The sequence below is a fragment of the Mycobacterium sp. genome (genome assembly GCF_035499775.1).
Taxonomy (GTDB): Bacteria; Actinomycetota; Actinomycetes; order Mycobacteriales; family Mycobacteriaceae; genus Mycobacterium.
On record NZ_DATJYB010000324.1, the window covers coordinates 1 to 12,574 of the forward strand.

Consider the following 12,574-nt stretch of genomic DNA (forward strand, 5'->3'; position numbering starts at 1 on the left):
CTTTTACGTCTTCTCGGCCTACGTCTCGAGGATGGCGACCGCGGCCGCGGTGTCCCCTTCGTGGGTCAGCGACACATGGATCGTCACGTCGGCCAGATGCTTGGCGATCTCGCCGGTCAGCCGGACCCGCGGCCGGCCCCACATGTCGGTGACCACCTCGATGTCGCGGTGGATGTCCTCCGGCAACACCGGACGCTGGGCGAACCGCGAACCGGACCAGGCTTTGATCACCGCCTCCTTGGCAGCCCAGCGCGCCGCCAGGTGACGCGCCGCCGACGAACTCTTGTCGGAGGCGTCGCGGCGCTCACCCGGGGTGAACGTCTCCGAGAACATGGTTCCCGGCTGGTCGACCTGCTCGGCGAAATCAGGAATGGAGACGAGGTCGATCCCCACTCCGACAATGCCCATGGATCGCCAGGTTAATGGATGACCGAAATCATCCGGCAGGGACCTCGTACGCGTCGCCTTCACCCAACCGAGCGGCCGAATTCAGCAGCATCGACGCCTCCTGCCGCTTCTCCGGCGCGCTGTGGTCGAAGCGACGGTCCGGTGGCCGCTGGTACATCGGCTCACCACCGGCAATGGCCGAGGCCAACCGGCGCTGACCGGCCAACAGCCGGGCGTCGGCGCGGCGCTGGTAGTCCGCGCGCTGATCGGCGTCCAGCGCGGCGATGAACGCCTGCGGGTGCACCAGCGCGACCAGGCCGGACACATGGCCGAACCCGAGGCTGGTCAGCATTCCGGCCTTCAGCGGGAACTTCTCGCCGAGGCGCAGCGTGTCACGCACCCAGACGAAGTGCGCAGAACCGGCCAGTTCGTCGTCGACGCAGTCCAGGCTGCGGTTGGGCGGGATCACCCCGTCGCGCAGCATTTGGCACAGCCCCATGGTCTGGAAGACCGCCGCGCCGCCCTTGGCGTGACCGGTCAGGCTCTTCTGCGACACCACGAACAGCGGCGCGCCCGCGGAGCGGCCCAGCGAGTCGGCCAGCCGCTCGTGCAACTCGGTCTCGTTGGGGTCGTTGGCCAGCGTCGACGTGTCGTGCTTGGAGATCACCGCGATGTCGTCGGCGCCGACGCCCAGCTTGGCCAGCGACCGGGCCAGCGGCGAGTCCTTGCCGCCGCGCCCGGCGCCCAGCGCACCCAGCCCCGGGGCCGGGATCGAGGTGTGCACACCGTCACCGAACGACTGCGCGAAGGCCACCACCGCAAGTACCGGCAGTCCCATCTTCAGCGCCAGGTCACCGCGCGCCAGCACGATGGTGCCGCCGCCCTGAGCTTCGACGAAGCCCAGCCGCCGCCGGTCGTTGGGCCGGGAGAACTTCGAGTCGTCGATGCCGCGGCCGCGCATGATGCTGGTGTCGGCGGTGGCCGCCATGTCACCGAAGCCGATGATGCCTTCCAGCGTCAGGTCGTCGATGCCGCCGGTCACCACCAGCTCGGCCTTGCCCAGCCGGATCTTGTCGAGACCCTCCTCCATCGATACCGCGGCCGTCGCGCACGCGGCGACCGGGTGGATCATCGCGCCGTAGCTGCCGATGTAGGACTGAACCACATGCGCGGCAACGATATTCGGCAGCACTTCCTGGAAGATGTCGTTCGGCTTGTTACGGCCCAACAGGTTTCCGTGGTACATCGTCTGCATCGAGGTACCACCACCCATGCCGGTGCCCATCGTGTTGGCCACCAAACTCGGGTGCACGTAGCGCATCACCTCGGCCGGGCTGAAACCGGCAGTCAGGAACGCGTCGACGGTCGCCACGATGTTCCACACCGCCAGCCGGTCAATGGAACTCGCCATATCCGGCCCGATACCCCACACCGTGGGGTCGAACCCGGTCGGGACCTGGCCACCGACGAGCCGCGACAGCTTGTTCTTCCGCGGCACCCGAATCTCTGTGCCTGCCTTGCGGATGACCTGCCAGTCGGTCGAGTCGGGCATCGGACGGATGACGGTGTGCTCCGGATCGAACTCGGCGAAGGCGCGGGCGTCAGCCTCCGACGAGACGACGAATGCAAAGTCCTTGTCCAGGAATACCGATACCAGCAGCGGCGACCCCTCGTTGGGGTTGATCGAGCCGTCGTCAACGAATTCGCGAACGCCCACTCGTTCCACCACGGCATCGTGGTAACGCTCGACCAGCTCGGCCTCGTCGACGAGATCGCCGGATTCCACGTCGTACCAACCCGGTTGCGGATCGTCCTCCCAGCGGATCAGCCCGGTGGTCCAGGCCAGCTCCAGTACGCCGGCCGCCGACAGTTCGTTATCGACCTCCATCTCGAACCGGGTGCGCGACGAACCGTACGGGCCGATTTCGGCGCCACCGACGATCACCACCAGATCCGCTGGGTCGACGTCGAGGTCGTCCCAATGCGGAGGTGGTGCCGGCGTGAATCCCCGCGGCGGGGAGGGCAGGGCCGCGATGGTTCCTTCGGCCGCGGTGTCCTCTGGGTTTTCTGAGGCCTTCGCCGCCTGATCCTCGCGCGCTTTGGCGGCCAGTTCGGCCATGTCGAGGTCGGCCTCACCCAGCCCGCCGGTCAGGTCGGCCTTGATCGGTTTGTTGGCAGCGGCGACCTTGGACTCCACGTCGCACAGGCCCAGCAGCATGGCGGCCATCTCGTCGGTCGAGTAGGTGGTGACACCAGCCTCTTCCACGGCAGTGACGATGGCGTCGTTGTGGCCCATCAATCCGGTGCCGCGGGTCCAGCCGATCAGTGCGTGCGCCAGGCTGACCCGGGCCGCCCAGGAGGACTCGGCGTGCCAACGGCTCACCACAGCGTCCAGGGCCGACTTGGCCTCGCCGTACGCGCCGTCACCGCCGAACATCCCGCGGTTGGGCGAGCCCGGCAGCACCACGTGCAGCCGCGATGCGATGTCGCGCTCGGCGCCGATCTTGGACAGACCGCCGATCAGCCGCTGCGCGGCCCACAGCAGAACCTTCATCTCCATCTCGGAGCGCGACCCGGCCTCGGAGAGATCGCCGACGACCCGCGGCGCGGCGAACGGGAACAGCAGCGTCGGTGTCTGCGCGTCCTTGATGTGAATCGACTGCGGCCCAAGGCTTTCAGACTGTTCGTTGCCGACCCAGTCGACAAGGGCGTCGATGTCGGAGTAGGACGCCATGTTGGCCGCCACCACCCACAGCGCCGCGCCGTAACGAGCGTGGTCCCGGTACAGGGTGCGGTAGAAGGCCAGCCGTTCGCCGTCCAGCTTCGACGTCGTCGCGATGACGGTGGCACCGCCGTCGAGCAGTCGTGCGGCCACCGAGGCGGCGATCGAACCCTTCGAGGCACCGGTCACCACAGCGACTTCCTTGCTATAGGGACCGGGGTCCGGGTTCTCGGCGCCGGCGGCGATCCGCCCGTACAGCGAACCATGAATCTGGCGGCCCGCGGCCAGCGACTTGCCCTGCCACCAGGTGGCTTGCGTGGCAACGACGTGACCGGCGCCCTCGAACCGTTCGGACAGTCGCATCCAGTCGGCGTCGATGTCACCCTCGTCGGTGAGCCACAGCTTGACCAGGTCCTCCCGGGCGCTGGCCCAGCGGTCGTCGAAGACGACGGCCTTCTTGCCGTCGAACACCGGTGCCACCAAACGTGGCCAGTCCGCGCCCAATTCGGTGGTGACCAGGTCGATGAGCTCGGCATCGGTGGCCGCCGGCAACGCACTGACCGGGTCGTCCAGGCCCAGCTGACCCAGAACCAGGCGGGCCGCCGAGGCGAGCACCCCGTCGGGGCCGGTGATCTGATCGGTGAACTCGCTCAACGCGGCCGCGTCCACGGTCGCTCCGCCGCCACCACCCGCCGACGGCAACGCCACCGGGATACCGTGGCGTGCGCCCACCGACGTGACCGCGGCATCAATGACCTTGTCGACGGAGGCGGCGTCGGCCAGCGCACCCTCGTGCAGGTGCCCCAGCGCACCCCCACGGACGCTGGTGCCCTCGCGGGTACCCAGCGCGACCTCAACCGTGACGTGCTTGGCCCAACCGTCGCCGAGCTCCCAGGTCTTGGTGACCCGCTCGGCGATGGCGCCGGGCCGCTTGCCCGACGGCCCGAGAATGGTCCGCAGCTGGTCGTTGATCGCGTCGGAAAGCACTGGGCCATAGGGCTTGTAGGTGCGCGCCAGCTTAGTCACCTGCGACCGCAGCCCGGCCAGGTCGGCCTCTGCGGCACCGTCGATGGCACCCAGGTTCAACTCGGAGCCCAGGTCCACCAGCAGCTGGTTGCGCCGCGACGACGCGCCGTCGGTGATGGACTCGATCGAGTCGAGCACCTCGATCTGGTCGATGCGCATCTTGGCCGAAAGCGCGATCAGCGCCAATGTGGCATCAGCGGCATCGAATCCGATGTCGTCAGGACGCGGAGCACCGGACGGAGCTGCGGCGGGAGCCGCAGCGACGGCTGGTGCGACATCGGGGTTGGGCGCGCCGTCCGACGCGACAGCGTCGGACCCCCCAGCCGCCTCAACCTCGTCCTCCGGCTCGGGGTCGGTGTCGGTGGCGAACAGCACCGCGGCGTCACGCTCGGCGTTGAGCACTTCCACTGTGCTGTGGGCGTATTCAGGAAGCTTGAGCGTGTTCGTGGCCAGTCCCGCCACCGTCGGCGCCGACTTCACGCCGATCTCGACGAACCGCTCCACACCCAGGCCGCCGGCGGCCTCCTCGATGAACAGCAGATCCTGCGTCTCGATCCAGCGCACCGGGCTGGCGAACTGCCAAGCCAACAGCTCGATCAAGACGGTGCGCGCCATCTCGCTCTCGCGCTCGCGGCGCCAGGTGTCGTAGTCGGCGAGAATCTCGTCGAGCGGCTCGGCGGGCACCAAATCCCGGATTTCCTGGATGAAGTCGCGATCCAGCGTGAACGGCCGCGGCACCAGGTTGGGGATGTAGCGCCCGATGATCAATTCGTGGTGTTGATCGCGTGGCATGACCCGGTCCAGTGAACGCCGGAATTCGGCCACGCCGACCCGCAACACCCGGGAGTGGAACGGGACGTCGATACCGGGCACCAGAATGAACGAACGCTTGCCACCGGTGATCTCGCGGCGGCGCTCCACCTCTTCCTCCAGCGCCTCCAGCCCGCGCACCGTACCGGCGATCGCGTACTGGGAACCGCGCAGGTTGAAGTTCACGATCTCTAGAAATTCCCCGGTGCGCTCGGCGATTTCGGCGACGAAAGCGGTGACGTCGGCGTCGTCCAGGTCGATCTGCGACGGCCTGATCGCCGCCAACCGGAAGTTGGAGCGGCCCAACTCGTCGCGTGGCACGATGTCGTGCATCTTCGACCCGCGGTGAAACACCGTTTCCAGCAAGGCTTCCAGCTCGTAGATGCCCGTCACGCAGGCCAGCGCCGTGTACTCGCCGACGGAGTGGCCGCAGGCGATGGCACCTTCGACGAAGGCGCCCTGCTCGCGCATCTCGGCGACCTGAGCAGCCGCCACCGTCGCCATCGCCACCTGGGTGAACTGCGTCAGGTACAACACCCCGTCGGGGTGGTGGTAATGCACACCGCTGGCGATGATGCTGGTCGGGTTGTCGCGGACCACGTGCAGCACTGAGAAGCCCAGCGTGTCGCGGGTGAACCTGTCCGCGGTGTCCCATACCTTGCGGGCCGCCTTGGAGCGGGCCCGGACATCCATGCCCATGCCCTTGTGCTGGATGCCCTGGCCGGGGAAGGCGTAGACCGTCTTGGGCGCGGCAAGCCGCGCCGTCGCCGACATCACCAGGTCAGATCCGATGCGCGCGGCTACTTCCAAAACCTCTGCACCCCGGTCGATTCCGACACGCTCGACGCGGAAGTCGACCTCGTCGCCGGGCCGCACCATGCCCAGGAATCGCGCCGTCCAACCGACCAGTCGCGCCGGCGGGCGTGCTTGGCCGTCGGTGGCGGTCACCGCGTGCTGCGCCGCGGCCGACAGCCACATGCCGTGCACGATCGGCGATTCCAGGCCGGCCAGCAGCGCGGCCGCCCGGTCGGTGTGAATCGGGTTGTGGTCGCCGGACACCACCGCGAACGGACGCATGTCGACCGGTGCGGTGAGCCTGACGTCGCGGCGACGGCGACGCGGTGTGTCGGTCGCGTTCTCCGATACCGCGCCACCGGCGCGGACCGGGTCGGTGAGTTCGGCAGGGCCGGTGCGACCCAGGATCGCGAACCGCTCGTCCAGCGAGGCGATCACTTGGCCGTCTGCGCCGTCGGCAACCGTCACCGACACCGGCACAACGCGGCCCATGTCGGTGTCGATTGCCTTGGAAGCCGTTGCGGTGATGGTTAATTGAGCCTTGACGGTCGGCAACTTGCCGACGACACGGGCGGCGTGGTCCAAGTGCACCAGGCTCAGCAGGCCCTCGACCACGGGGACGCCCGCCTCGGTGACGGCCGAGCCGATCGTCGCGAAAACCGCCGGCCAGCAGAGGCCGACGAGTGCGTCGGGCACGGTGGTGAGACTGGGCGCCAGCGGATCCCCGAAGGTGGCCGTGACGCCGGTGTGGTCGGCGACTCGCTCGGGATCCCAGTCGACCGTGACAGTGGCCGTCCCATCGGTGACCGCGGGCAGGGATTCGGGGCCGTCGACGCCGGCGGCGATCGCCAGCACCGAGCGCATGGCGGTACTGGCGTCTTCGAGGGAAACCACCGGCATCCCGCCGTCAACGGTGTTGGGGGGCAACGTGAACGGAATGTCGATCCAGGTGCCCGACACGGGAACACTGAGGATCACTTGGTCATCCCTGCTCACCTGCAGCCGCGCGCCGGTGGAAGAGTGTGTGGCGCGGAGGTTTCCGGCCTCGTCATGAACCTGCCACTCGCCCGGGTCGGCGATGCGGTGCACCGGGTTGGTGGCGGTGCGGCCGGCCCACAACACATCTGGCGCGTCCAGCACGACGGCCAGTGGGCCGGTCACGTCCGCTCGGCCCAGCCGGCGCGACGTCACCTCTTTCGGCTGCCCGTCCTGTGCGAGCACCTCGTCGATGGCGGCCTGCTCGAAACGGTCCAGCAACTCGCCAACGGGTTCGTCCATCAGGGTGATACCGGCCACCGCTGCGGTGCCGGGGATGATGCACACCTGGTCGGCGTCGTAGCGGGCGTCGTGCGCCTGCCACAGCGAGTCACTGCGCCACCAGCGCCGGACGTCCTTGTCGACGACCGGGACGAAATTCACCGGCTTGCCCAGCGTCTTGCACAGCGTGACGAAGAACGGCACGTCAGCCGGATGCAGTTGCACCGTGTCGGCGTCCGGGTAATGCGCCAGCAGGGTGGCGATGGCCTGCTCGGGATTCTCGAGTAGTGCCGAGTCGTTGAACAGGCTCTCGATCAGGCCGGAATCCTTTGCGTGCAAACGGGCTTCGGCGCGCTGCAGCATCTGCTCGAACCGGTCGCGCCAGGTGTCGGCCAGCCACGGGCTGTCCGGCCCCAAGAGCCCAGCGGTGTCGGCGGTCGAATTGCCCTCGCCGATGGTCAGTTCGACGTAACGCTGCAGCCACTGCAGGTAGGTCATCTCCGCGACGTCGCCGAAATAGGGCTTGGCGGTGTTGGCCATCGCCGCGATGATCTCGTCGCGCCGCTCCGCGACGGCCTCCGCGTCGCCGGCGACCTCGTCGAGCAGGCGACCGCAACGCGAGGCGGTGTTGTCGATCTCGTGGATGTCGGCCCCGAGCTGGCTACGGCTGGAAGCCATGCCGCCCTGGGCTTTTCCGGCGCTGATCCAGTGCTCGGTGCCCTGGGTGTCGACCAGCATCCGCTTGACCGACGGCGATGTGGTGGACTCCAGCGTCGCCATCGCGGCGGTACCGACCAAGATGCCGTCGATGGGCATCAACGGGAAGCCGTAGGACTGCGCCCAGCGTCCCGACAGGTATTCGGCCGCGCGTTCGGGGGTGCCGATGCCGCCGCCGACGCAGACCGTGATGTTGGGCCGCGACCGCAGCTCCGAGTACGTCGCCAGCAGTAGGTCGTCGAGGTCTTCCCAGGAATGGTGACCACCCGCACGCCCGCCCTCGACGTGCATGATCACCGGCTTGGTGGGCACCTCGGTGGCGATGCGGATGACCGAGCGGATCTGCTCGATGGTGCCGGGCTTGAACACGACATGGCTGATGCCGATGTCGTTGAGTTCGTCGATCAGTTCGACGGCTTCCTCGAGTTCCGGGATACCGGCGCTGACCACCACACCGTCGATCGCCGCGCCCGACTGGCGCGCTTTCTGCACCAGCCGCTTGCCACCGACCTGCAGCTTCCACAGATAAGGGTCGAGGAACAGCGCGTTGAACTCGTAGGTGCGGCCGGGCTCGAGCAGTCCGGCCATCTCCCCGATGCGGGCGGCGAAGACTTCTTCGGTGACCTGCCCGCCGCCAGCCAGCTCGGCCCAGTGCCCGGCATTGGCCGCGGCAGCGACGATCTTGGCGTCAACGGTGGTCGGGGTCATGCCCGCCAGCAGGATCGGCGAGCGGCCGGTCAGGCGGGTGAATTTCGTCGAGAGCTTGACGCGGCCGTCTGGCAGGCGCACGACGGTCGGGGCGTAACTCGACCAGGCGCGGGCGACCTCGGGCGTGGCCCCGACGGTGAACAGGTTGCGCTGGCCGCCGCGCGTGGCCGCGGGCACAATGCCCACCCCAAGGCCGCGGACCACTGGCGCGGTCAGCCGCGTCAGGATGTCGCCGGGGCCCAGGTCGAGAATCCAGCGGGCACCGGCCTGATGCACTCGGGTGATCTCGTTCACCCAGTCGACCTTGCTGACCAGGATCGAGTCCGCCAGCTTTCGAGCGAACCCGACGTCGATGCCGACCTTTTCCGCCCAGCCGCCGACGATGTCGATGCCGTCGCCCAGCCGCGGGGTGTGGAAGCCCACCTCCACCTGCACCGGGTCGAAGACGGGCGCGAAGACGTCGCCGCCGCGGATCTTGTTCTTGCGGTCGGCCTCTTCCTTCTCCGAGATCTGCCTGCAATAGAGCTCGAAGCGCGAGAGCTGCTCGGGGGTGCCGGTGATGACGACCGAACGCCGGCCGTTGCGGATGGACAGCACCGGGGGCAGCACGGTGCGAACGTCCTGGGCGAACTCGTCGAGCAGCCGCCCGATGCGCTCCGGGTCGGCGTTGGTCACCGAGACCATCGGCGGGCGGTCGCCGAGGATCGAGATTCCGCGGCGGCGCGCCACCAGCGTTCCGGCGGCGCCGAGCAGCTGGGCCAGGGCCAACAGCTCCACGTCGCGTGCGCCCGCGGCCTTCAGCGCCTCCACGGCCAACACGCCCTGCGAGTGACCCGCGACGGCTACCGGCGGGGTGGCGATCAGGTCCATGCCCTGGCGGGCCAGGGCGCGGATGGCCGCGATCTGGGTGAGCAGCACGCCGGGCAGCGACACCGCGGCCGAGGTCAGGTGCTTGTCGGACGGGACGGATTCTTCGGCGGCGAGTGCGCGTACCCACTGCAGCGGCTCGAAGCCGACCGGCCGCACCACGACCAGCTCTTTGGCGACCGGCTCCAGCAGCAACTCCGCCTCGCCGACCAGCGTGGCCAGGTCGGATTCGATCCCGGCCGAGGACACCAGTTCTTCGAGGGTCTCCAGCCAGGCGCTGCCCTGTCCGCCGAACGCGACGGCATACGGCTCGCCGGCCGCCAGACGATCGACCAGAGCATGGGCGCTGTGGGGGCCGGTCCCGTCGCGGTCAGCGGACACCCGGTCGTGCTCGTAGATCGTCACCTTTATATCTCCCTGTCGCGTCTTTACGTTTCGTTCCGTTCGCCGGTCAACATCGGCGGGCTGGCGTCGTCGACTCCACGGTGAATCGGCGCCAAGAAGATCCGCTGACCCGTGTGTTGTCAGCGGGCCGGCCCGCGGAACGAGCGGCCCGGCAGACAGCACTGGCTCACATAAGGGTGTCATAAGGGTTTTCGGATATCGGGCATGGTGGTTGGTTACTGGTGAGTTCTACGCGCGGGTAACCGTGTCGTGGGTAACACCTGGTTCAAGTCCGCGCGCGGGTGTCCCGGACAAACGTCCTGCATGTAGGTGGTTACGGTCGAGTAGCTATAACTGCGCTGATCAAGGCAGTATTGTTATGGAATCGTTATGTTAAAAATTTGAGCAGACTCGAGCGCTCCAAACCCGTTCTGTCGGGCTCTCACGAATGCGCCGACGGCTGTGACGCCGGGAATTGAGCGAACGAGTGTTTGCTGGAGTCTGCGCCGGACGGTCCGGTGCGGCCGGCCAGACCACGAACAGACCGCGGGCTCACACCTTTTGGGCCCAGCCGGCTAGGTCCACTGCCCGAATTGGGGCTTGAGGATTTCGTTGATGTCGACACCGACCCCACCCACCGAGCGTTTGTCGATCTCTACCTGATGCAGATGCGCGGCCGGATGCGCGTACCCCTTGGGCGAGCCCCAGTTGTGCTGCCAGAAGTAGGAGCCCAGGCCGTCATGCAGCGCCCAGTCGATCGTTTTCGAATTCGCGTACACCCCGGTGCGCTGGTGCCCGACGACCGACTCCCAGGCCCGCAGATACGGCGCCACCTGCTGTTTGTACTGGTCATACGACGGGTTGTCGTCGATCGAGGCGTAGATGGGGGCGCTGGACGGACCACCGGCCGCGGCGTGCAACTGCATTCCGCGCTGGGCGTGCTGGGTACCGGCGCCGGCGCCGCCCAGCCAATCCGAGCTGCTTCCCTTGCCGTACTGATAGCACGAGACGATCTTCAGTCCGCTACTGCTCAAATCGTGCGCCTCGGCCACTTGCATCGGCTTGCCGAGCATCCAGTTGCCGCCCGGACGTCGGTCGGACACGTAACGGATCGCCCCCACCGCACCGGCGGCCCTGATCTCGTGGGCCGGGATGACGCCGGCTGCGTAGTCCAACAAGGTACCGAGTGAAGCCGCCGACGCCGGCGCAGCGCCCAACGACGCGCCCGCGACCCCCAGAGCTAGTAGACCCGGCGTCGCGGCCGCGAATTTGAGCACGTCACGCCGCGACACCGACACATGCCACAGGGTACGACAGGAACACCAGTAGACACACTGGTCATAACCATCACATGTGCATCACATTGCCGCATCGTCGATTTCCTGGCGGGGTGGGGCCGCGTCCCGTGTCGCGGTGGCAAGCGTGCGGGCGCCGCAACTGCGGTGCGGGCGCCGCAACTGCGTGCGGCCGCCGAAACTGAACTGAGGGCATCGAATCGTCGAAAATTGCGATCTGTGTGCAGTTTCGATGCCGCTACTTCAGTCTCGCCGCGACTGCAGTCTCGACGCCGCTACTTCAGTCTCGCCGCGAGTGCGACGCTTCTTCGCCACCTTTTCCGCCGCTCTTCGCCGCGTTTGCACCGAGGGCTAGTACGTCGGACCCGGGGGCAGCGCATAAGCCGCCCGTCGTATTAGTATTATCACTACTAAGTTTATAAAGTTAACGTCAAGGATGTGACAGGTCCCGCCCATGGATCACGACCAACTCATCGACCTGACCCGACGCGCCCTCAAGCTGGCCCGCGACAAGACGACCGACCTGGCGCCCCGGCAACACGCCGTCGACGCGCGGGAGTACACCTCGCTCGAGCGCCACGACCGCGACCGCGCCATGGTCCTGGCCAGCCCGCAATTGGTCGGCTACGTCTCCGAGTTGCCCGGCCCCGGCAGCTACTGCACCAAGACGGTGATGGGCCGATCGATCCTGCTGACCAGGACATCGGAGGGAGCGGTCAAAGCATTCGACAATGTGTGCCTGCACCGCCAGTCGCAGGTGGTGACCGGGTGCGGCACCGCGAAGCGGTTCAGCTGTCCGTATCACGCATGGACCTACGACAACACCGGACGGTTGATCGGCCTGCCGGGCCGCGAGGGCTTCCCCGACGTGGCCCTGAAATCCGACGGTCTGACCGAACTTCCCGCCGCCGAGTTCGCCGGGTTCCTCTGGGTGGCGCTGGATCCCGGCACCACCCTGGACGTCGCCGCGCACCTGGGCCCGCTGGCCGACGAACTCGACTCGTGGGGCATCGGACGGTGGTCACCGCTCGGCGAGAAGGTGCTCGACTGCCCGATCAACTGGAAACTGGCCGTCGACACCTTCGCGGAGAACTACCACTTCGCCACCGTGCACCGGCAGACGTTTGCCACCATCGCCCGCAGCAACTGCACGGTGTTCGACGCATTCGGGCCGCACCACCGGCTGATCTTCCCGCTCAACGGCATCCTCGACCTGGACGACGTCCCCGAAGACAAGTGGGAGCCGTTCCGCAGCATGGTGGTGATCTACGCGCTGTTCCCCAACATCGTGCTGTCGGTGACGATCGCCAACGGCGAGCTGTTCCGGGTCTACCCCGGCGACCGCCCGGGTCGGTCGATCACGGTGCACCAGAACTCCACGCCGCTGGATCTGTCCGACGAATCGGTTGCCGCCGGAGCCCAGGCCGTCTTCGATTATGCGCACGCCACGGTGCGCGACGAGGACTACGCGCTAGTCCAAGCGCTGCAAGCCAACCTCGAGTCGGGCGCCCGCGAGAAACTGGTGTTCGGGCGCAACGAACCGGGACTGCAGCATCGCCACATCACTTGGGAGCAGGCGCTTACCGAGGCCTCGCGACTAAGGTGA

The 12,574-nt window shown here is 67.6% G+C and carries 4 protein-coding genes; 1 reads left to right on the plus strand and 3 read right to left on the minus strand.

Annotated elements, in window-relative coordinates; translation table 11 throughout:
- Positions 1 to 18 precede the first annotated feature (18 nt).
- The 3 genes from VML93_RS20400 to VML93_RS20410 all read right to left on the minus strand — a co-directional run bounded on the left by VML93_RS20400 (position 19) and on the right by VML93_RS20410 (position 10,971).
- Entirely contained in the window at positions 19 to 408 is a 390-nt protein-coding gene (locus VML93_RS20400) for a holo-ACP synthase (RefSeq protein WP_325613464.1), read from the minus strand.
- Positions 409 to 436: 28 nt separating this feature from the next.
- Positions 437 to 9,694, minus strand: coding sequence for a polyketide synthase (locus tag VML93_RS20405; protein ID WP_325613466.1), 9,258 nt, complete (start codon positions 9,692 to 9,694; stop codon positions 437 to 439).
- A gap of 554 nt (positions 9,695 to 10,248) precedes the next feature.
- A complete protein-coding gene (locus VML93_RS20410) occupies positions 10,249 to 10,971 on the minus strand; it encodes a DUF1906 domain-containing protein (RefSeq protein WP_325613468.1) in 723 nt (240 codons plus the stop codon).
- Between the two features lie 451 nt (positions 10,972 to 11,422).
- On the opposite strand from VML93_RS20410, the gene VML93_RS20415 reads away from it, so the two are divergent.
- On the plus strand, positions 11,423 to 12,574 hold the full coding sequence (locus tag VML93_RS20415; RefSeq protein ID WP_325613469.1) for an aromatic ring-hydroxylating oxygenase subunit alpha: 1,152 nt from the start codon (positions 11,423 to 11,425) through the stop codon (positions 12,572 to 12,574).

Coding starts and splice junctions, on each gene's coding strand:
- VML93_RS20400 (WP_325613464.1), bottom strand. CDS start 408: ATGGGCATTGTCGGAGTGGGGATCGACCTCGTCTCCATTCCTGATTTC.
- VML93_RS20415 (WP_325613469.1), top strand. CDS start 11,423: ATGGATCACGACCAACTCATCGACCTGACCCGACGCGCCCTCAAGCTG.